The sequence below is a fragment of the Jiangella muralis genome, from assembly GCF_001270745.1.
Taxonomy (GTDB): Bacteria; Actinomycetota; Actinomycetes; order Jiangellales; family Jiangellaceae; genus Jiangella; species Jiangella muralis.
This window is the reverse complement of the sequence record NZ_KQ434752.1, coordinates 342,594-363,751: the sequence shown is the minus strand read 5'-3', so window position 1 is coordinate 363,751 and position 21,158 is coordinate 342,594. Positions and strand designations below refer to the sequence as shown.

16 protein-coding genes are annotated in these 21,158 nt (G+C 69.1%); all 16 read left to right on the top strand.

Features of this window, described 5'->3' with window-relative positions; genetic code table 11:
- The first annotated feature begins 4 nt into the window (after positions 1-4).
- The 16 genes from ACW62_RS04625 to ACW62_RS04550 all read left to right on the top strand — a co-directional run bounded on the left by ACW62_RS04625 (position 5) and on the right by ACW62_RS04550 (position 21,086).
- A complete protein-coding gene (locus ACW62_RS04625; RefSeq protein WP_053202901.1) occupies positions 5-844 on the top strand; it encodes an SMP-30/gluconolactonase/LRE family protein in 840 nt (279 codons plus the stop codon).
- A gap of 14 nt (positions 845-858) precedes the next feature.
- Entirely contained in the window at positions 859-1,875 is a 1,017-nt protein-coding gene (locus ACW62_RS04620; RefSeq protein ID WP_053202900.1) for an NAD-dependent epimerase/dehydratase family protein, read from the top strand.
- On the top strand, positions 1,875-2,912 hold the full coding sequence (locus ACW62_RS04615) for a dihydrodipicolinate synthase family protein (protein WP_053202899.1): 1,038 nt from the start codon (positions 1,875-1,877) through the stop codon (positions 2,910-2,912). The genes ACW62_RS04620 and ACW62_RS04615 overlap by 1 nt, the downstream gene beginning before the upstream one ends.
- A 434-nt stretch (positions 2,913-3,346) precedes the next feature.
- Positions 3,347-3,532: a hypothetical protein gene (locus ACW62_RS33770; protein ID WP_053202898.1), complete on the top strand. Its 186-nt coding sequence runs from the start codon at positions 3,347-3,349 to the stop codon at positions 3,530-3,532.
- Positions 3,533-4,116: 584 nt separating this feature from the next.
- A complete protein-coding gene (locus ACW62_RS04605; protein ID WP_053202897.1) occupies positions 4,117-7,530 on the top strand; it encodes a glycoside hydrolase family 38 N-terminal domain-containing protein in 3,414 nt (1,137 codons plus the stop codon).
- A gap of 329 nt (positions 7,531-7,859) precedes the next feature.
- Entirely contained in the window at positions 7,860-8,696 is an 837-nt protein-coding gene (locus ACW62_RS04600; RefSeq protein WP_053202896.1) for a class I fructose-bisphosphate aldolase, read from the top strand.
- Entirely contained in the window at positions 8,696-9,832 is a 1,137-nt protein-coding gene (locus tag ACW62_RS04595) for a Gfo/Idh/MocA family protein (protein WP_053202895.1), read from the top strand. The genes ACW62_RS04600 and ACW62_RS04595 overlap by 1 nt, the downstream gene beginning before the upstream one ends.
- Positions 9,833-9,854: 22 nt before the next feature.
- Positions 9,855-10,976 carry a carbohydrate kinase family protein gene (locus tag ACW62_RS04590; RefSeq protein ID WP_083459199.1) on the top strand — a complete coding sequence of 374 codons (1,122 nt, stop codon included), beginning with the start codon at positions 9,855-9,857 and terminating at the stop codon, positions 10,974-10,976.
- Positions 10,973-11,509: a cupin domain-containing protein gene (locus tag ACW62_RS04585; protein WP_053202893.1), complete on the top strand. Its 537-nt coding sequence runs from the start codon at positions 10,973-10,975 to the stop codon at positions 11,507-11,509. The genes ACW62_RS04590 and ACW62_RS04585 overlap by 4 nt, the downstream gene beginning before the upstream one ends.
- Positions 11,510-11,684: 175 nt before the next feature.
- Complete coding sequence (locus tag ACW62_RS04580; protein WP_205629135.1) at positions 11,685-12,707, top strand: LacI family DNA-binding transcriptional regulator; 1,023 nt, start codon at positions 11,685-11,687, stop codon at positions 12,705-12,707.
- A 240-nt stretch (positions 12,708-12,947) separates the two neighbouring features.
- Positions 12,948-13,283, top strand: a complete 336-nt coding sequence (locus ACW62_RS04575) for an SMP-30/gluconolactonase/LRE family protein (protein ID WP_157574377.1) — start codon at positions 12,948-12,950, stop codon at positions 13,281-13,283.
- Positions 13,280-14,605 (top strand): ABC transporter substrate-binding protein, encoded by a 1,326-nt coding sequence (locus tag ACW62_RS04570; RefSeq protein WP_053202890.1) that lies wholly within the window; start codon positions 13,280-13,282, stop codon positions 14,603-14,605. The genes ACW62_RS04575 and ACW62_RS04570 overlap by 4 nt, the downstream gene beginning before the upstream one ends.
- Positions 14,606-14,673: 68 nt before the next feature.
- Positions 14,674-15,603 carry a carbohydrate ABC transporter permease gene (locus tag ACW62_RS04565; protein WP_169791989.1) on the top strand — a complete coding sequence of 310 codons (930 nt, stop codon included), beginning with the start codon at positions 14,674-14,676 and terminating at the stop codon, positions 15,601-15,603.
- Positions 15,600-16,460: a carbohydrate ABC transporter permease gene (locus ACW62_RS04560; RefSeq protein ID WP_053202888.1), complete on the top strand. Its 861-nt coding sequence runs from the start codon at positions 15,600-15,602 to the stop codon at positions 16,458-16,460. Before ACW62_RS04565 ends, ACW62_RS04560 begins: the two co-directional genes overlap by 4 nt.
- Before the next feature lie 79 nt (positions 16,461-16,539).
- Complete coding sequence (locus tag ACW62_RS04555) at positions 16,540-17,589, top strand: mannonate dehydratase (RefSeq protein WP_053202887.1); 1,050 nt, start codon at positions 16,540-16,542, stop codon at positions 17,587-17,589.
- Positions 17,590-17,591: 2 nt separating this feature from the next.
- Complete coding sequence (locus ACW62_RS04550; RefSeq protein ID WP_053202886.1) at positions 17,592-21,086, top strand: glycoside hydrolase family 38 N-terminal domain-containing protein; 3,495 nt, start codon at positions 17,592-17,594, stop codon at positions 21,084-21,086.
- Positions 21,087-21,158: the final 72 nt, after the last annotated feature.

Genomic DNA, 21,158 nt, shown 5'->3' with positions numbered 1-21,158 from the left:
TCCGATGCTCGATATCTTCCGCACCCTGGCCGACGGCCTGGACCATCCCGAGGGACTGGCCTGGGCCCCGAACGGAAAGATCTACACCGGCGGGACCAACGGGCAGATCTACGAGGTCAGCCTCGCCGGAGACGTCCGCGAGATCGCCCGGACGGGCGGCCTCATCCTCGGTATCGCCGTCGACGGCGCCGGCCGGGTCTACGCCTGTCACAGCACCCAGCAGCGAGTCATCCGGGTCGATCCGGCCGACGGGAGCGTCGAGACGTTCTTCGCCGGCACGCCCGACCGGCCGGTCCAGGCACCGAACTGGGCGGTGTTCGACGCGGGCGGCACCATGTACCTGACCGACTCCGGTGGGTGGGAGGCCGACGACGGTGTCGTCTTCCGGATCCGTCCGGACGGCTCCGCGTCGGTGTGGACGGACGAACCGCGGTGCTTCGCGAACGGCGCCGCACTGAGCCCGGACGGGTCCGCGCTGTACGTGGTCGAGTCGACGGCGCCCGGCGTGTGCCGGATCCCCATCCAGGCCGACGGTTCGGCCGGTGCGCGCGAGCTGTTCGTCGAGTTGCCGGGCACGGTGCCCGACGGCATCGCGTTCGGCGCTGACGGCACCCTGTTCGTCGCCTGCTACCGGCCGGACCGGATCTACGCGGTGAGCCCCGACGGGTCGGCGAGCGTGCTGGCCGACGATCCGAGGGGCGTCGTCCTCGCGGCGCCGACCAACGTCGCCTTCGTCGGCGCGGCGCTGGAGACCCTGGTCGTTGCCAGCCTCGGCCGGTGGCACCTCGCCGCGGTCGACCTGGGAATCAAGGGCGCCCCGCTGAACTACCCGATGGTGCCCTGATGGGAGTAAGGACGATGCGGAGCATCGATGAGCTGGATGAGCGGTTGTCGCGGCCTGGGGCGGGGTTGGTGGCGGATTTGCGCCGGCTCGATGGCGATGTGGTGGTGTTGGGGGCGAGCGGCAAGCTGGGTGTGAGCTTGGTGCGGTTGGCGGTGCGGGGCATCGAGGGGGCCGGTACCGGTGCCCGGGTGTTCGCGGTGTCGCGTTATGGCGGTGCGGGCGCGCGTGAGGCGATGGAGGCGACCGGCGCGGAGGTCGTGGCGGCCGATATCGCCGACGACGACCAACTGGCGGGGTTGCCGGATGCGGCGAACGTCGTCTACCTGGTGGGCGCGAAGTTCGGCACCGAGGGCAATCAGGCCGGCACCTGGGAGACCAATGTGTACCTGCCGGGGCGGGTGGCGCGGCGGTATGCGGGCAGCCGCGTCAGCGCGCTGTCGACCGGCAACGTGTACCCGCTGACCGGTGTGGGCAGTGGCGGCGCGACGGAGGAGACGCTGCCGGGCCCGATCGGTGAGTACGCGATGTCGTGTCTGGGCCGTGAGCGGGTGCTGCAGGCGGCGTCGCAGCGTGACGGCACTCCGATGGCGATCATCCGGCTCAACTACGCCGTGGAGATGCGTTACGGGGTGTTGATCGATCTGGCGCAGGCGATCGACGCGGGCGAGCCGGTCGACGTGACGATGGGCAGCTTGAACCTGGTCTGGCAGGGCTACGCGAACGAGGTGACGTTGCGGGCGCTGCTGCACGCGTCGGCGCCGCCGCTGCTGTTGAACCTGACCGGCCCGGAGACGTTGGGGGTGCGGCGCCTGGCCACCGATCTGGCGGCGGCGCTGGAGCGGCCGGTGGAGTTCACCGGTGAGGAGGCGTCGACGGCGCTGCTGAGCAACGCGCAGCGCTGCCACGCCCTGTTCGGCTACCCGGACGTGACGGTGCCGGAGTTGGTCGAGGCGAGCGCGCACTGGGTGCGTGCGGGGCTGCCGACGCTGGGGAAGCCGACCAAGTTCCAGCGACGGGACGGGAAGTTCTGATGGCCACGGCTGTGGACCGGTTCCTGGCCGGTGGGGTGATCCCGGCGCACCCGCTGGCCCTGGACGAGGACCGCAAGCTGGACGAGCGGCGTCAGCGGGCGTTGTCGCGGTACTACGTCGAGGCCGGCGCGACCGGTCTGGCGGTCGCGGTGCACACCACCCAGTTCGCGGTGCACGAGCCGGGCCGGGGGCTGCTGGCGCCGGTGCTGGAGCTGGCCGCCGAGACCGCCGGCGAGTACCCCGAGCAGGCGCCGGTGCTGGTCACCGGGATCGTGGGGCCGGCGGAGCAGGCGGTGGCCGAGGCCGAGCTGGCCCGTGACCTGGGCTACGACCTCGCGCTGCTGACCCCGTACGGCACCGGCGACGCGTCGGAGGACGAGCTGCTGGACCGGGCGCGCGCGGTCGGCGAGGTGATCCCGGTGATCGGGTTCTACCTGCAGCCGGCGGTCGGCGGGCGGGGGCTGGGGCGGGAGTTCTGGCGGCGGCTGGCCGAACAGCCCACCGTCGCCGGGGTGAAGGTCGCACCGTTCGACCGGTACGCCACCCTCGAGGTGGTGCACGGGCTGGCCGCGTCCGGGCGGGCCGGTGACATCGCCCTCTACACCGGCAACGACGACCACATCGTGATGGACCTGCTGACCGGCTACGACGTCGGCGGGCAGCGGATCGAGGTGGTCGGCGGGCTGCTCGGGCAGTGGGCGGTGTGGGTGCGCGGCGCGGGCGACATCCTCGCCCCGGCCCGGAAGGCGCGGGCCGGTGACGACGCGGCGCTGCGTGAGCTGCTCGCGGTGAACCCGGCCCTCACCGACGCCAACGCCGCGATCTTCGACGCCGCGCACGCCTTCCACGGCTGCGTGCCCGGCATCCACGAGGTGCTGCGCCGCCAGGGCCTGCTGGCCGGGCTCTGGTGCCTGGACGAGACCGAGGTGCTCTCACCCGGCCAGCTCCACGAGATCGACCGCATCTGGGCGGCCTACCCCGGCCTGCGCGACGACACCTTCATCGCCGAGCGACTGGACCACTGGCTCCGAGCGTGAGCTCCCAGCGAGATGTCACAGCGTGATCCGGTTGTCGACGCTCATGTCGTCCAGGTCCAGCAGCAAGGCGGTAGCGCGGGTTCGAATCCCGTCGGGGCTACCGGTAAACGGCCCCTCACCCGCTAGAACGTGGGTGAGGGGCCGTTTCTGTCGCCCACAGCCGTCGACGGCTGTGGGCGGCTCTCTACGGGTGTTCCTGGAAAATACGTGGCCAAGTTTTGGGGCCGTTCCTGGGCGCTTGAGGGCTTGCTCGATCATCAGGCGGTGCCGGTCGTCGTCGCCGTCGATGCACTTGGCGTAGATCTCGGGCAGGATGTCGACGGAGTGTCCGGCCCAGGTTGCGACCTTGGTGGGTGGGACGCCGGAGTTGAGCCAGGTGGAGACGGCGGCGTGGCGCAGGTCGTAGGGGCGCAGCGCGACCAGCGAGTGTTTGCGTGGGCACCGAAGACGGTCTCGCGGGCGCGGTTCCAGACGCGGAACACGGTGAAGGCGGGGAGGTGGTCGGTGTTGCGTTCGCCGACGAACAGTCGTCGGTCGGGTGTGGTGCCGAAGGTGTCGAGGTGGTGATGCAGCAGCGCCGAGAGCTCCCCAGCACCGCGCTGATCGCGATGCCGACATGATCAACCGGAACCCCCTGCACACCGCCCTGCCACGGCAGCAGGTAGACGGCCGCCGCGGTGAGGACGCCGACGGCCAGCGCGCCGTGGGCGACCTGCGGATACCCCCTGCCGACCAGGACGATCACGATGAGAGCGCGGGTGTAGGAGCCGGTGCTGAAACCGATGATGTCCGGCGTCGGGCTTGCGCTCCGACAAGCGTGATGGCAACGTTGTCTATGACGTTCCCACGACTCAGCGGTATTGGGAGGCCGGCTTTGGTCCTGACGCCGCCAGGCCGTTGGCCCTGGGCACGTTCAGCGTTCGCACCAGCCCGTAGCTGCACGAAGAAGGCTGCGGCTTCGCCGATCAGCTCATGACGTCGTTCAGGGGCCGCGCGAGGGGCGAGGCGGCCTTCTGGCGTGTCGGCTATTGCCGCGCTAGATCCAGCCGAGCCCGGGATCTCGCCAACCGCGGATCCGGCTTGGACGGCTCGAGCGTACGACGGCCGATCGATCGGAGACTCGTCGTCCTGAGATGCGCCAGGTCTCAGGAAACCGCACCAGCGTGCGCGCCATGCGGGCGCGATTCCAAGAGGAGGTAGATCGATGGGAACCGAGGCGTTGACCGACGACGTCGCGTGGTCGATCGTGGGCGCGTTCGCCAGCGGTTGGTACTCGGCGGAGCGGCCCGACCCCGTCTTCATCGTCGGGATTTCCGATCCTGCGGTGGACTGGCCCCAGACGCAGCCGGGGCCGATCGACGCCGGTCACGGCTACCGTCCGGCATCCGCGACGATCGTGTTCGAGGGCGCCGCCGACGCGGCCGCGCACTGGCACGAGTTGCGGCTGGAAGGCATCGCCAGCAACGGGCCGTGTCCCGACCTCACCATCACCATCGGCGACCAGAGCGGACTGGCCGTGCTGACGCCGCAGCGGCTCGACCGGTCGTGGGCGCCGACGCTGCAGCAGCCGATCGCCGGCCGGTTCGTTCGCACCGTGGCATTACCGCCGGGCACCCTGCGTCGTGGGCGCAATGAGCTCGTGCTGACGACCACAGCCGACGAGATCGCGCCGGACGAGCGGCGCGAGGCGCGACAGCCGCTCTTTGCCGGGCTCTTCGGCAGTGCACTGACGTGGTCCGAGCTCACTCTGCGCCGGCTCGGACGACCGTCCGAGGCGGCCGCGACGCTCACTCCGTCGCCGCTGTACGTGACCCGTGATGGGCAGCTGCATGAGCTGGTCGACGTCCTGATCAGCGACGCGGCACAGCTCGCGGCTGACGCCGAGGTGACCATCGGCGACCACGTCGAGACACTGCCGGTCGAGCCGGTCCCGTTCGGCGATCTGCGCTGGCGCGTCGCGGTGCCGGCGTTCCAGGAGCCGGTGCCCGGCCGGATCGTCGTCCGGGACGACGCCAGCCCGATCAACTGGGCCGGCCACGTCACACCGTGCCGGCGGTGGACACTGCACCTCATCCCACACGTGCACCTGGACGTCGGCTACACCGACAACCAGGCGAAGGTGATCGAGCTGCACAACCGCAACATCGAGCGGGCGCTGGAAGCCGCAGACGCGACACCGGGGTACGCGTTCACGGTCGACGGCAGCTTCGTCCTGCGCAACTTCCTCCAGTCGCGCGACGGCAAACGGGCCGAACAGGCGTTGTACGCCGTGCGAGACGGGCGGCTCGGCCTCAATGCGTTCTTCTGGCTGTTCCTGTCCGGAGTGGCGAGCCTGGAAGAGTGCTACCGGGCGGCGTACTTCGCGGCGGGTCTGCGCCGCGACCACGGGCTGCCGATCACCTACGCGAACCTGACCGACGTGCCGAGTTATCCCACGGCCATGCCGTCGATCGTGGCCGCGCTCGGACTTGACACGTTCTTCGGCATCGCCAACCACACCCGCGGCGGAAGCGACGACGGCGACGCGTTGCAGCTGCTGTCGCCGGTGCGGTGGGAAGGCCCGGACGGGGCGTCGGTTCTCGCCTATTTCGCCGACTCCTACAGCCAGCTGCGGTTCATCTGCGCCGATCCGCCCACCGTCGCAGGCGCGGCCGACGGGCTGGCCCGATTCGTCGAGCCCTACGAGCGTCCGGACTACCTGCCCGACCACCTGCCCATCGTGGGCACGCACGTGGACAACGAGGACCTCGCCGACGGCTACGCCGATTTCGTGCAACGCTGGAACGATACGTACACGTACCCGCGGCTGCGGTTCTCCACCATCGGCGCCTACGCCGACGCCGTGCGGCCGCTGCTGGACCAGCTGCCCACATTGCGCGGCGACGGCGGCAGCTACTGGGAGGACGGTGTCGGCACCCAGGCGCGCGCTGCCGCGACGCATCGCCGCACGCAGGCGCTCCTGCCCGCCGCGGAAACGCTCACCAGCCTGGTCGCCACCGTGTACGACGGGCTGGCGGCGGACACGACACTCCTCGACACCGCCTGGGAGCGGCTGCTACTCGGCTCGGAGCACACCTGGACGTCCGCGCACGCCACCGAGCGACCGCATTCCCACCACGCGCACGACCAGCTGGCCTGGAAGGTCGGGCAGATCAACGACGGACTGCGACTGGCCACCGACATCGCCCGGCAGGCGCTGAGCCGGCTCGCGGAGAAGTCCACCACGGGCCGTGAGGGATTGATCGTGTTCAACGCGCTTCCGTGGTCGCGAGACGCCGAGGTGGAGATCGAGCTCGAGGACGGCACCCGGCTGGAGACGCCGTCGGGGGAGGTGGTGCCCGCGGACCCGGGCCCGCTGGTCGATGGTTACCGCGTCACCCGGCTGCGGGTGAGCGATCTGCCTCCGCTGGGCTACCGGGCGTTCGTCCCGCGCCACGAGCGTGACGCACCGGTCGCAGCGGATGATCCCGTCGGCTCGAGCTTCGAGACCACCCACTATCGCGTCGAGGTGGACCCAGAGTCGGGACGGCTGCGGCGGCTGACCCATCGGGCAACGGGACGTGAGCTCGCCGACGATGGCTCGAGTTACGCCCTCGGCGAGGTGATCTACGTGTCCGGCGGGGGGACGGAGGAAGGCCGCGGGCTCGGTTCCGAGCAGACCAGCCTGTGGGGCGCCGGCCTGCCGGCTCCTGAGCTGGCCGTCACCGCGGCTGAGATGCGGCTGGTCGGCGTTCGCCGGACGGCGTGGGGCCACGTCGTCGAGACCGAAGGTGCGGCGCCGAGCATCCCCGCGCTGCGCTGTCGCTGGCATTTCCCCGACGCGGATGACCGGGTCGAGCTCACCGTCGACTTCACGAAACAGCCAGTGCTCGCCAAGGAGTCGGTGTACGTCGCCTTCCCGTTCGCGCTGGACCAGGCGACCGTCCGCTACGACCGTCAGCAGGGCTGGGTCGATCCGGCCCGCGATCACCAGCCGGGCGCCTGCAACGAGTGGTTCACCGTCGCCGAGGCGGTCACCCTCACTGCCGCCGACGGCTCGATCGGGTGGGCCAGCGCGGACGCCCCGCTGTTCGCGCTCGGCGACATCGTCCGCGGCCGGTGGTCCTCGCAGCCGCCCGCGCCAACCGGTGTGCTGCTGTCGTGGGTGATGAACAACTACTGGTTCACCAACACGCCCGCGTCGCAGGAAGGCGACATCTCCCTGCGCTACGCGTTCCGGCCGTTCGCCGACTTCGATCCGGTCGGCGCGACCCGTCTCGGCCGGGAGTTGCGGACGCCCGCGCTCGCCGGCGAGGTGAATTCGCTGGACAAGGGCGACACGAATCCGCGGCCGTTGCCGGCTGAGGGGGTGCTCCTGCGCACGGCGCTTCCCGACCATGTCGACGTCAGCAGCTACGTCGGCCGCGTCCGCGACGGCGTGCTCCTACGGCTGCGGGAGGTCGCCGGCCGCTCGGCGTCCGCGACGATCTGGCATCCGTCGCCATCGCATGCCGCTGCCGCCTACCGCTGTAACGCCGCCGAAGACCCGGTCGCGGAGCTGCAGGTCGCTGCCGACGGCGCGGTCACCGTGCCCATCGGCCCGTTCGAGGTGGTCACCGTCCTGCTGGTCCAGGCCTGACGGCCTCACACCGGCCAGGGACTGCAGGTGCGCCGACCGCTGCACGCAGTCCTCCGCTCGACCGATGTCGGCATTTAGACATCGTTGCCATGGAGATTCGCCACCAGTGGACTCCATCACTAGACAACGTTGTCGTTCGCTACTAGTCTCAGGCTCAAGTTCCGTGACGGCGTCGCCCACCCGGACCGGGGATGCAGGGGCGCGACACAGGTGACCGAGACACATCTGGAAGACCGACTGGACTCATACGCCCTCGAGCTCGACGAATGTGCCAGGCGTCTCACAGTGGCCGGGACGTCCAGGCCACGTGCCAATGATTGAAGGAGACCATGTCCAACTACCGCCTCAACCGTCTGTTCAGCCCCTCCTCGGGTCGCTGCCTCGATGTGGCTGTCGATCATGGATTCTTCGGTGAGCCGAGCTTTCTGACCGGAATCGAGGACATGACCGCGGCCGTGGACAGCCTCGTCGCGGCGGCACCGGACGCGATCCAGCTGACTCCCGGTCAGGCGCCGCTGCTGCAGTCCCGGCCTGGACGGGCAAAGCCGGCCCTGGTACTGCGCACAGACGTGGCCAATGTGTACGGGAATCCATTGGACTCGCACCTGTTCAGCAGGCATTTCCCGGACGCGGTCGAGCAGGCCGTGCGGCTGGACGCGGTCTGCGTGGTGGCGAACCTGTTGCAGCTGCCGGGTCGGCCGGAGATCCGGGAGAGGTGTATCGAGACCATCATGGCGTTGCGGGCGGAGTGCACCCGTTACGGCATGCCGCTGATGGTCGAACCGCTGGTGATGCAGGACAACGCGGTGGCCGGCGGCTACATGGTCGACGGCGACACGAAGAAGATCGTGTCGCTGGTGCGGCAGGCGCGCGAGCTGGGTGCGGATCTGATCAAGGCCGACCCGACCGATGACGTGGAGGACTACCACCTCGTGGTGCAGGCGGCGGGCGAGCTGCCGGTCCTGGTCCGGGGTGGCGGAAAGGTCGCCGACGACGAGTTGCTGCGACGTACGGCGGCCGTCCTGGCGCAAGGTGCGCGCGGCATCGTCTACGGCCGCAACATCATCCAGCACCCTCATCCGGCGGGGATCACTCGCGCGCTGATGGCGATGCTGCACGAGGACTACTCGCCGGAGAAGGCGCTGTCCCTGGTCCAGGCTCAGTGATGGGGGCGCGACAAGAGGTCCGCGTCGGCATCGTCGGCGGCGGGCTGATGGGCAAGGAGATCGCTGCGGCAATCGCTCGGTGGCCCGCGCTCGTGGACCATCCCGTCCGGCCCGTGTTGACGGCGGTCTGTGACGTGAATCCGGACGCCCTTTCGTGGTTCGACCGCATCGACACGGTCACCACGAAGGTCACCGACTACCGCGACCTGCTCGCCGACGACGACGTCGACGTGGTCTACATCGCCGTCCGTCACGACCTGCATGAGCAGCTGTACGTCGACACGATCCGGGCAGGCAAGGATCTGCTCGCGGAGAAGCCGTTCGGCATCGACCTCGCCGCCGCCGAGCGCATCGTCGCCGCTGCCGACGCCAGCCCGGGGGTGTTCGTCCGGTGTTCGAGTGAGATTCCGTTCTTTCCCGGCGCGCAGGCCGCGATCCGGATGATCCGCGACGGTGAGCTGGGTGAGCTGATCGAGGCCACCAACGCGTTCTGCCACTCCAGTGACCTCGACCAGGGCAAGCCCATCAACTGGAAGCGGCAGCGGCAGTACTGTGGCGACGCCGGTGTGATGAACGACCTGGGCATGCACGTGCTCCATGCTCCGCTGCGACTGGGCTGGACACCGGCCATGGTGTACGCCGTACTGCAGGACCTGGTGCCCTTCCGGGTCGGTCCGGACGGAACGAAGGTCGTCTGCGACACATACGAGAACGCCACGCTGGTCTGCACTGTCAACGGCGCCGACCGAGCGTTCCCGCTGAGTCTGCTGACCAAGCGGATCGATCCGGGGCAGAAGAACACGTGGAGCTTGCGTGCCACCGGCATGGGCGGAGGCGTCGAGTTCTCCACTCGCTACCCGAAGACCTTGCGGGTGATGCGGATCGACCGCGGCGAGCAGGTGTGGCAGGAGGTCGAGATGGGCAGCCAGTCCGTCTACCCGACGGTGACGGGAGGCATCTTCGAGACCGGGTTCTCCGACGCGATCCTGCAGATGTGGGCCGCGTTCCTGGCCGAACGCGCGGGTGAGCTCGGTGACCGGTTTGGTTGTGTCACTCCGCAGGAAGCACTGACGAGCCATCGCGTCTGGGCGGCTGCAATGCGATCGGCCGATACCGCCGCTGGCGTGAGGCTCTAGTGCGCGATCCGCTGGGTTGGTGATGATGCTCCGGGCGCGTGTGGCCGGTCATATCTGTCTCGACCTGTTGCCGCGGCTTCGCGGCGACCTTCCGCAGCCGGGCGGACTGGTCGAGGCGGGGCGGCTAGACCTGCGGCTGGGGGGCTGTGTCGCCAACACCGGGCTCGCTCTCAGTGCGTTGGGCGCTCCGGTCGAACTGGTCGCCGCTATCGGTGACGACTTCCTCGCGGACGCGGTCACCACTCTGCTCTCGGCGGTTCCCGATGTCGACACCGCCCTTCAGCGGGTGGCCGGACGCTCCACGTCGTACTCGATCGTGATCGACGTGCCAGGCAAGGACCGCCGGTTCCTCCACCATGTCGGGGCGAACACCACCTTCGATCCAGCCCTGGTGCAGATCACCGACACCGAACTGCTGCATGTGGGCTATCCGCAGCTCCTGCCCACGCTCGTCGATGCTGACGGCGCCGGCCTGCTCGGTCTGCTCGCCCGCGCGCGCTCCGCCGGCGTCACCACCTCCGTGGACTTCGCGACCGTCGACCCGGGCGATGCGCGCGCTCGGGACTGGGGCGGGCTGGTTCGGCGGTGGGCGCCGCTCATCGACGTGCTGACGCCGAGCGTCGACGATCTCGTGCCGGCCTTCCCGCGCACGTTCTCCGCTGCGGGCGACGTGCCCGGGCTGTCGATCGCGGACGCCTTGGCGGCACAACTCGTCCGGCACGGCGCCGCGGTAGCGGTCGTCACCGCCGGTAAAGCCGGGATGTGCCTGCGCACGGCCGGGTCGGAGCGACTGCGCCACGGCGGACAGGTGATCGCGGCGCTGCCTGACAAGTGGGCGAATCGTCAGCTGTGGTCACCCGCGGCGGTCGTCGAGCCCGTGCAGACCACCGGAGCCGGCGATACGGCCACCGCGGGCCTCCTGTTCGCCCTGCTCCGCGGGCTCGGGCCCGAGGAGGCGCTGCGCCTGGGGGCGTCCGCTGCGGCCATGCACGTCTCCGGAACCGCCCCCCTGCCGCGCTGGGACGATGCCGCGCACGGATCCGTGGCACCGACCGGCCGGGCCGGCACGACGGCGATCGACGGATGGACGGCAGACGCGTACGGGGTCTTCTACGGACCGTTGGACGGGAAGGAAACAGTATGACGATTCAGCAAAGACGCAGCGATGAGCAGGCGGCCGCCCAGGAGCGGGCAGCGCAGACACTGGCGGGCGCCGGCATCGTCCTGACGGCCGACGAGCGTCGGCAGATCGAGGTGGCGGAGTTCGGCCTGGGACGACCGGCCGAGACGGGCTTGCAACTCGTCACCTACGTCAACACCGAACGGTGCTGTGCCAAGGAGCTCGTGCTCTTCCCCGGCCAGACCTGCCCCGAGCATCTGCATCCGCCCTTCGACGGCACGCCGGGGAAGGAGGAGACCTTCCGGGTGCGGCAGGGCATCGTCTACCTCTACGTGCCCGGCACGCCCGCGTCTGACCCCGTCGCCCGTCCGTACCGGCCCGATCACTACACCGTCTGGCACGAGGTCGTCCTGCACCCCGGCGAGCAGTACACGATCCCGCCCATGACCAAGCACTGGTTCCACGCACCCGACGGCGCAGTCGTCTCGGAGTTCTCCACGCAGAGCCGCGACGAGTTCGACGTGTTCACCGATCCCCTCATCGTCCGGGTGCCGTAGCGTCCCGCGACGAGAAGGCGACCGCCGCGCACGGCGTCATGGCAGACTATGACAACGATATCTGCGGAAGGTGGCCCATGGGTCTCGGTGGCGGCCGTGTCGACAGCGGTGATGGCGGTTCGCGCTGCCAGTATGCCCGGGCGGCGACGACCACTCGGGTGACGAGTCGACGCTCGTGAACAGCCGTCGCCCCACCATGCGCGACGTGGCCCGGGAAGCCGGGGTGGCGCTGAAGACCGTGTCCCGCGTCGTCAACAACGAGACCGGGGTGAGCCCGCAGACCGTCGAGCGCGTCACGGAGGTGATCCATCGGCTCGGTTTCCGCCGCAACGACATGGCGAGCAAGCTCCGGGCTGGACGATCGGCGGCCAGTATCGGACTGATCATCGAGGATCTCGGCAACCCGTTCTACACGACGATCGCGCGCGGGATCGAGACCGTGACCTATCCGCGCGAGCAGTTCCTCGTCACGGCCAGCAGCGAGGAGAGCGCGGAGCGCGAACGCGCGATCCTCCTCGAGCTGTGTCAGCGGCGGGTCAACGGAATGATCATCGTGCCCACGGGGCTCGACCACAGCTTCCTGCAGCACGAGATCGACCTGGGCCTCGAGGTTGTGTTCCTCGACCGGCCGGGCGCCGGGATCAGCGCTGACACCGTTCTGCTGGACAATCTCGCCGGTGCGATGTCGGCGACGGAGCACCTTCTGTCGCTCGGGCATCGCCGCATTGCCGTGCTCGGCCACGACGAGACCATCTGGACGATGCGCGAGCGCCATGCCGGATACCGAGCGGCCCTGGCGCGGGCCGAAGTCGCGTACGACGAGAGCCTGATCATGCTCGGCCCGCTCACGCCGGACGAAGCCCAACGAGCCACGGCGGAGCTGCTCGACGGAGCGAATCCGCCGACGGCGTTCTTCGCGTGCAACAACCGTATGACGGTCGGCGTGCTGTCGGAATTGCGCCATCGCCAGGAGTCCATCGACGTCGCCGGCTTCGACCCGATCGAAACGGCCACGCTGTTCAGCCATCCGGTGACCCTGGTGACCTACGACGCCGCCGAACTGGGGCGGCGCGCCGCCCATTTGCTGGTCGAGCGTCTCGAAGGCCGGCGCACGCCACAGCAGGTCGTGGTCCCGACGACGTTGGTGACCTACGGCCAGTCGGCCGGATCGAACGCGAAGCGGCGGCGCCGGGCCTGAGAAGCCCGCGGGGCGGGGCCTCTGGAACTCGTCCGCCTCGTGATGAATGCGCCGCGGACGTAAGCCTCGACGCGTCCGTCGCTCTCGAGCGGGACCCGGCGAAGCCGCGCGTCTCTCATCGAGAGTCCTGAAACCGGCAGGCTCACCAGCGAATCGATTCGAAGTGTAGACAACGTTGTCTTTCGCTGCTAGGTTCGCCGCCAACAGGGCGCAGGACAACGCAAGGAGGCGGCTGTGCCAGTGGGGCGAGTCTTCTATGACGGAAGGGTCAGCAGCCCTCGGCTCGATCACCCGGAGTGCGTCGACGGCGCGGTGCCGGACGGCCTCGCCTCCGGCCCGGACGGACGGCTCTACGCCGGCTGCAACGAGCCCAGCAAGGTACTGCGATTCGACATCTCCGCCAAGGCGGTGGAGACGGTGCTCGACGATCCCATCGCACACCTGTTGTGCCACCCGGCCGACATCGCCTTTCGCGGCGACGATCTCTTCGCGGCCAACCTCGGCCGCTGGCACGTGACCGTGATCGAGGATCTCCAGAGCACCGGGTCAACCTTCGAAGGAGAGGGCACCTCATGATCCACTCGATAGCCGAAGCCCGTCCAGACCGTCGCCGGTTCCTGCGCCTCCTCGGTGGCGGTGCCGCGGTCATGGCCGCCGGACCGGTCCTCGCCGCCTGCGGGGCGGACGAGACGAGCGGTGGCGGCGGTGAGATGACCGGTGAGCTCGAGGTGTGGGACTTCCTGCGAGCGGCCTGGCCGGAGTGGAAGCAGGTTCAGACCCGGGCCGACGAGCGGTTCCAGGGCGCGCACGAGGGGGCGACCGTCAAGCGTGTCGAGCAGCCCTCGGACACCGCGACGTACAACCAGTTGCTGCAGAGCGCGATCACCTCGCGCTCAGGGCCGGACGTGCTGCTGATGCAGCCGTACACTGCCGGGGTCTTCAGCTTCCAGTCCGGCCTCGCGGACATCACCGACGCCGTCGACCCGGCCATCGTGGAAGCTGTCGAGCCCTCCCTGGCGTCCGCGCAGGCGGACGGCAAGCTGTACGGCCTGCCGACCGGGCTCCAGGCCAATGTCATCTTCTACAACAAGGAGATCTTCGCGGCGGCCGGCCTCGACCCCGATGCCGCGATCACCACGTATGACCAGCTCGTCGGAGCCGGCCAGCAGCTCAAGTCGGCGGGCTACACGCCGATCGCCGGTGGCAACAAGGAAGGCGAGATCAACGGCTGGATGAACAGCTTCCTCTTCCCGGGCCTCGGCACGTACGAGGACTCGCTGAAACTGGCGTCGGGAGAGATGGAGTTCACCGACGACCTCATGGTCGAAGTGGTGGAGCGCTACGTCGCGATGGTCTCGCAGGGTCTGTTCACCGAGGGCATGCAGTCGATGCCGCTCAGTGACTACGAGCCTCAGTTCCGCAACGGCGAGGCGGGAATGATCCTGAGCCTGGCGACCAACGGCATCAATCTCTCCGGCGCTGTCGGCAACGACAACCTCGGCGTCATCCAGGCGCCCGGGATCGCCTCCGCCACTCCTCACTACTATCCCGCCGGGACCGCGCTGGTCTGGTGCGTGTCCCGGTTCTCCGAGCGGGCCGACCTCGCGGCGGAGTTCGTCGCGAGCCTCGCCGATGCCGACACCTCGCAAGACCTCTACACGACCGTGGGCTGGCTTCCTGCCAACACCACGGCCGAGACCGGCGATACCGACTATCCGGTCCTCGCCGAGATGGCAGACGCCTACAGCACCTACGAGATCCATGAAGCGCCGGGTACGCAGTGGCGGGCGGACCTCGCCAACGCCTACAAGTCGCAGCTTCAGCTGGTGATCGCCGGCAGCGCGTCAGCCGTCGAGGCCCTGGCGGAGGTCCAGCGAGTGGCCGACCAGTCGCGCTAGCGCGGCTGGCGCACGGGTCGAGGGCCGAGGCGATCGAGCGGAGGGCTAGGAGGATGGTGTCGACACACATGTCGCTGCAGCGTCCGGCGGCGGAGGAAGCGGCGCACAGTAGGCGGCCGGCGTCGAGGCGGCGGTGGGTGCGATGGGCGCCGGCGGTGTTGTTCTTGGCGCCCGCCGTCGCGATCCTTGCCGTCTTCCGGGTGCTGCCGTTCGTGTACGCCGGGTACTACAGTCTCACGGAGTGGGACGGTATCGAACCCCCCACCTTCGTCGGCGTCGACAACTATGCCCGGCTCCTGAGCGATCCGGTGGCGCTGGAGGCGATCAAGAACACCGGCTTGCTCGTGCTGACGCTGCCGCTCTGGATCTTCCTCCCGATGGCGATTGCGATCCTCGTACACGAGGGCATGTGGCTGGGGCGGGCGATCCGGCTCGCCCTGGTGATTCCGATCCTGCTGTCGCCGGCCATCATCGGCCTCTACTTCTCTCTGGTGCTGCGCCTCGACGGCCCGGTCAACGAGTTGCTGGGGGCGATCGGGCTCGGCGGCCTCGCTACCGAGTGGCTCGCCGAACCACACACGGTCATGCCCGCTTTCCTCACCATCGCACTGTGGGGAGCCCTTGGCCTGGGGACGCTCTTCTATGGTGCCGGGCTGGCCAGCCTTGACGACGAGCTCTACGAAGCGGCGGCCATCGACGGGGCGAGCACCTTGCAGCGAGTCCGTCACGTGACGATCCCGCACCTGCGGCCGGTGGCCGTGTTCTGGTCACTCTTCGTGCTCATCTCCTTCTTCACCGCCATGTTCCCGCTCCTGTTCACGCTGACCAGCGGTGGTCCGGGACATCGGAGCACAACGATCGACCTGTACATCTATCAGGCGGCCTTCGAGAACTTCGACTTCGGCTACTCCGCCGCGCTCGGCACCTCCGTCCTGCTCCTCGTCGCCGTCCTGGCGGTCATCCAGTTGCGGCTGATCGCCCGTGGTGATGAGGCATGAGCACCGCGGTGGCCACGAGAGCGCGGGGCCAGCGGCTGCGCATGCTCCCCGCGACGGTGATGCTCGCGCTCGTCGGCGTCACCACCGCGTTCCCGCTGCTCTACGCGCTCGTCACGGCGTTGCGCACGCAGTCCGACTACGGCCGTGGATCGCTGGCGGTTCCGCGGGAGATCACGTTCCAGAACCTCCAGGACGCCTGGCAGGCCGCCGGTCTGGGGCGTCTGGCAGTCAACTCCCTCATCGTCGTGTCGATCTCGGTCGCGGTCACCGTCCTCGTCTCGTCGATGGCCGCGTTCGCCCTGGTGCACCTTGGCCTTCCCGCCCGCGTCGGACGCTTCGGCACCCTCACCGCGCTCTTCCTGCTGGCACTGCCGTCGACGGTGCTCATCACGCCGATCTTCAAGGTGACCCTCGATCTGGGCCTGCTCAACTCCTACCTGGGCCTCGTGCTCGTGTACGTGTCGCTGTCCAGCCCGTTCGGCATCTACATGATGACGACCTATTTTCGTGCCGTCCCCCGCGAGATCCTGCAGGCCGCTGAGGTCGATGGGGCTTCGGCGCCGCGGAGGTTCGTCAGCATCGCTATTCCGCTTGCCAGGCCCGCCATGGCGACGCTCACCGCTCTGACCGCATTGACACTGTGGAACGACCTCCTGTTCTCACTGATCCTCATCCAGGATCCGCAACGGCGCACGCTGACGGTCGGTGTGTCGCTGCTGGAGTCATCGTTCGCCCAGTCGTCCTCAGCCGTCGTGCTCACCGCCGGCCTGTTGATCTCGACTCTTCCGCCACTCGTGCTCTTCATCTTCATGAACAGGAGCCTGATGCGTGGCCTGGTCGCGGGCGCGCTCAAATAGCTCTCCGGCCGGCCGGCATGCGCCCCTGAGAGCCCGACTACACCGATTCCGCCGACATCGACCGGGGAGGTGATGTCTCATGGCACTGCGCTTGGCCCTGGGCCACATCGATGAGTTCGACGACAGCGTGGCGGTCTTCGCCCAGCAGCTTGGCCTGACCGGTGTGCAGTTCCATACACCGACCAACCTGCCCGGCACGCCGGGCTACTGGACGGTGGACGAGCTGGCCGCCTTGGTCAGGCACTGCGACTCGTACGGGCTCGTTGTCGAAGGCCTGGAGAACGTCCCGCTATGGCACTGGGACAAGGTGCTGTTCGGCCTGCCGGGTCGCGATGAGCAGTTGGAGAACTACCAGCGGACCATCCGCAACCTGGCTGCGGTCGGCATCGGCGTGCTGGGCCATCACTTCATGCCTGGCTACGTGTGGCGTACCGATCTACGCGCTGCCGGTCGCGGTGGGGCGCTTGTGACGGCTTTCGACCTGACCAGGGTGCCGGACACAGGGAACGCGCTGGCCGACTACAAACTCGCACCCGCGGGGTTCGACACGACAATGACGCTGGACCACGTGTGGGCGAACTACCAGGTGTTTCTCGAATCGGTCCTGCCCGTGGCGGAGGAGGTCGGCGTCCGGCTGGCACTGCACCCCGACGATCCGCCGGTCGACGAGCCACTCGGCGGGATCGCGCGCGCCTTTACCAGTCCCGGTGGTCTCAAGCGGGCCTACGAGCTGTCCGGCGGTAGCCCGGCATGGGGCCTCAACCTCTGCCTGGGCACCGTCTCGGAGATGGATGGCGAACGCAGCGTCAACGAGGTGATCGACTTCTTCGGTCCGCTCGGAGGGATCGCCTACGTCCACTTCCGCGACGTTCAAGGCACGGTGCCAGCATTCACGGAGTGCTTCCTCGGTGAGGGCAACTACCGCCCCGCGCAGGTGATCCGCCGTCTTGCCGACAACGGCTTCGACGGGTTCATCATCGACGACCACGTGCCGGCCATGATCGGCGACCCGGACACCTGGGCGGACACCTCACCCGAGGCCTACAACAGCCGGGCCAGAGCACATGCGATCGGCTACCTGCAGGGCATCTTGCACACACTTGACCTCGACGGCCCGGGGAGATCGTGACGATGACCGACCAGCTCTGGGAGATCAGCGGGCCACAGCCGCCCAACTGGCGCTTCAGCGCCGCCTGGTTCCAGGACGCGGCCGCCGCAGAACCGGTCTTCGTGGTCGGAGTGTCCGATCCCGCCACCGACTGGCCGCGGCTACATCCCGGTCCACTCAACGCGGCGACCGGGTTCAGGGAGCTATCGGCCACGATTGAGTTCCGGGCGTCGCCGGCCGCCGACGGCTGGCACGTTCTCGACATCGAGGGCATGGAAGGCAGTGGGCCATGCCCGGATCTCCTGGTCGACGTCAACGGGCGGCAGGCTCTGGTGCTGCCGCTCGCACGACGCGACGACCGCGCGCACGCGCCCGCCACACCGAGTCCGGTGGCGGGAGTGATCGACCGCTCGCTGTGGCTACCGCCCGGCTGTGTAGTCGAGGGTGACAACCGCCTCGTCATCACCACCGTGGCTGCCGAACGCCCTGATCCTGCGGAGCTACGTCGGCAACAGCGGCCGGATCTCGAGTCCTGGTTCGGCAGCACGCTGCACTGGCATCGGCTCGCCTTGCGCACCGCGGCGGCGCCCTCCGAACCGCGGATCACGGTGGCGATGCTGCCACTGTACGTTCGTGACCAGGCCGGCCATGTCGATGAGCTGGCAGATGTCGTGATCGAGAACGTGCCGGACCTGCGCCATGCGTACGTCGACGTCCGGATCGGCTCGTTCGAGTCGCGTCACGACGTCGCCGGCCGCGAGTTCGGCGACGTCCGTCTGCGGTGTCGGGTCCCGGAGCTCACCGGCCCGGCACAGGCAGAGGTGACCGTGCGCACCGGCGCCGGGGCCCACCAGGTGACGACCGAGGTCGAGCCGGCCCGCAAGTGGACCGTCCACCTGCTGCCGCACGTCCACCTCGACATCGGCTACACCGACGCCCAGGCGAAGGTGATCGAGTTGCATAGCCGCAACGTCGACAAGGCCGTGGGCATCGTGCGCAACCACGCCGACTACGCGTTCTCAGTCGACGGGTCGTTCGTCATCGAGCAGTTCCTGCGTTCGCGCGGCGGGCAGCGTGCCCAGGACGCGATGCGCGCCTTGCGGACGGGACGTCTGTCGGTCAACGCGTTCTGGGCACTTCTGCTGTCAGGCGTGGCAGGGCTGGAGGATCTGTACCGGGCGTTGTACTTCTCTGCCCGCCTGCGCCGCGAGCACGGCGTCGCCGTCGACTACGCCAACCTGACCGACGTGCCGTCGTACACGTCGGCGTTGCCGTCGATCCTTGCGGCGGCCGGTATCGACGCCTTCATGGGCATCTCCAACCACACCCGCGGTGGCAACGCCGACAGCGACACGTTGCACCTGCTGTCGCCGGTGCGGTGGAGGGGGCCTGATGGCGCCAGCGTGCTCGCCTTCTTCTCCGACTCCTACAGCCAGCTCCGCTTCGTCTGCGCCGACCCGCCCACGGTCGCCGGGACTGCGCAGGGCCTGTCGGCGCTGCTGCGCCGCTACGAGCGGTCCGACTACCTGCCGAGCGACCTGCCACTGGTGGGCACCCACGCTGACAACGAGGATCTGTCGCACGGGTACGCCGACTTCGTCGGCCGATGGAACGCTCACTACGAGTGGCCCAAGCTCCGGTTCTCCACCGTCGCCGACTACTTCGACGCGGTCCGGCCGCTCCTTGACCGGCTCCCGCTCGTCGATGGCGACGGCGGCAGCTACTGGGAGGACGGCGTCGGCACCCAGGCGCGAGCGATGGCCGTTCTCCGGCGGACCCAGGCCATGCTGCCCATGGTCGAGGCCGCCGCCACGCTGGCCGCCGCAGGCGGCGACGGTCTCGTCCCCGACGTCGCCGCGCTCGACGAGGCATGGGAATGCGTGCTGGTCGGTTCGGAACACACCTGGACGTCGGCGCACGCGACCTCGCGCCCGCACTCCCGCCACAGCCACGACCAGCTGGACTGGAAGGTGGCACGGATCGAACGCGGGCACCGGGTGGCGACCGACGAGATGCATCGCGCGCTGAGTCAGCTCGCCGAGCGGATCACGACCGACGCGGTGCCGTCGGTGCTGGTCGTGAACGCCGTGAGCTGGGCGCGTGACGTCATCGTCGACCTGGAGATCGAGGAGAGCCAGGAGATCGTCGACGACACAGGACGGGTCCTCGAACTCGACCAGGCCGCGCCGGCGGTGGACGGCCTGCGCCGGGTCCGGGCCAAGGTGGCGAACCTGCCACCGTTCGGCTACCGCCTCCTGCCGCTCCGAAGCGTGAGCGGCGAGTCACCGCGACGGGTCGCCGACGTTCCAGGGACGCTCGAGACGCCGCACTACACGGTGCGTCTCGATCCGCGGTCGGGTGCCGTGACCAGCCTCTACCATCGAGCGCTCGGCACCGAACTGCTGGCCGACGACAAGGGCTGGTCGCTGGGTCAGGTGCTGTACGTGACCGGCGGCGGCAGCGCCGAGCGGCGAGGTCTCGACCCCGACGAGATCAGCAGCATCTACGGCTACGACCCGACGCTTCCGCTGCCGGACCTGACGGTGCAGCCGGCCACCATGCGGGCGGCGGCCGTCCGGCGGACCCCATGGGGCTGGGTGATCACCTCCAGCGGATCGGCGCCCACCCTGCCGCACGTCGACGTCGAGGTGGAACTGCACGACGACACCGACCGCGTCGACGTGCGGGTCAGCATCGACAAGGAACCCACCCTGGCCAAAGAGTCTGTCTACGTGGCGTTCCCGTTCGCGCCGACCGAACCCACCTTCCGCTACGACCGGCAACAAGGCTGGGTCAACCCCGCCACGGATCACCAAGCCGGTGCCTGCAACGAATGGCTGACCATCCAGAATGCCGTCACGGTCAGCTCCGACGCACTGACCGTCGCCTGGTCGTCCGCCGACGCGCCGCTGTTCACCTGCTCCGACATCGTCCGAGCCGGTTGGCCGCGGAGCTTCCGCGCCGCGGACGGGGCCCTGCTGTCGTGGGTGATGAACAACTACTGGTGGACGAACACGCCCGCGCAGCAGGGTGGCCACGTCAGCCTGCGATATGCGTTCCAGCCGATGGAGCGATTCGACGCCGCGGCGGCCGGACGGCTCGGTCGCGATCTGCGCGGCCCGGCGCTGGTCGGCGACCTCCTGCACACCGACCGGTGCGACGACGAACCGCGCAGCTTGCCGACGTCCGGACACCTGGCCGAGGTCGACGTCCCGGACAACGTCGTGGTGAGTCTGCTCGCCGGCCGCAACGGCGCCCGGGTCACCGCGCGAGTGCAGGAGATCGCCGGTCGACCGGCGCGAGTACGGCTGCGACACCCGGGCATGGCCGGCGCGACCGCGCCGCTGTGGGCGGCCGCAGCCACGGCGACCGAGGACGTCCTCGAGTCGCTGAGCCTGGACGCCGACGGTGTCGTCGACGTCGACCTGCACGCGCACCAGGTACGGACGATCTGCTTCGGCGGCGAAGCCAGCCGCACGACACATCACGTTCATCCCACATCTGGAGGACAGTCATGAGGCCCATCAGCCGTCGTCGTCTGATTCAGGCCGGAGCCATGGCGGCACCGGTCACCGCACTCGCCGGGGGTC

Bases quoted from the DNA above. Each gene is read 5' to 3' on its own strand.
- ACW62_RS04625 (WP_053202901.1), top strand. From the start codon at position 5: ATGCTCGATATCTTCCGCACCCTGGCCGACGGCCTGGACCATCCCGAG.
- ACW62_RS04620 (WP_053202900.1), top strand. From the start codon at position 859: ATGCGGAGCATCGATGAGCTGGATGAGCGGTTGTCGCGGCCTGGGGCG.
- ACW62_RS04615 (WP_053202899.1), top strand. From the start codon at position 1,875: ATGGCCACGGCTGTGGACCGGTTCCTGGCCGGTGGGGTGATCCCGGCG.
- ACW62_RS04605 (WP_053202897.1), top strand. From the start codon at position 4,117: ATGGGAACCGAGGCGTTGACCGACGACGTCGCGTGGTCGATCGTGGGC.
- ACW62_RS04600 (WP_053202896.1), top strand. From the start codon at position 7,860: ATGTCCAACTACCGCCTCAACCGTCTGTTCAGCCCCTCCTCGGGTCGC.
- ACW62_RS04595 (WP_053202895.1), top strand. From the start codon at position 8,696: ATGGGGGCGCGACAAGAGGTCCGCGTCGGCATCGTCGGCGGCGGGCTG.
- ACW62_RS04590 (WP_083459199.1), top strand. From the start codon at position 9,855: ATGATGCTCCGGGCGCGTGTGGCCGGTCATATCTGTCTCGACCTGTTG.
- ACW62_RS04585 (WP_053202893.1), top strand. From the start codon at position 10,973: ATGACGATTCAGCAAAGACGCAGCGATGAGCAGGCGGCCGCCCAGGAG.
- ACW62_RS04570 (WP_053202890.1), top strand. From the start codon at position 13,280: ATGATCCACTCGATAGCCGAAGCCCGTCCAGACCGTCGCCGGTTCCTG.
- ACW62_RS04565 (WP_169791989.1), top strand. From the start codon at position 14,674: ATGTCGCTGCAGCGTCCGGCGGCGGAGGAAGCGGCGCACAGTAGGCGG.
- ACW62_RS04560 (WP_053202888.1), top strand. From the start codon at position 15,600: ATGAGCACCGCGGTGGCCACGAGAGCGCGGGGCCAGCGGCTGCGCATG.
- ACW62_RS04555 (WP_053202887.1), top strand. From the start codon at position 16,540: ATGGCACTGCGCTTGGCCCTGGGCCACATCGATGAGTTCGACGACAGC.
- ACW62_RS04550 (WP_053202886.1), top strand. From the start codon at position 17,592: ATGACCGACCAGCTCTGGGAGATCAGCGGGCCACAGCCGCCCAACTGG.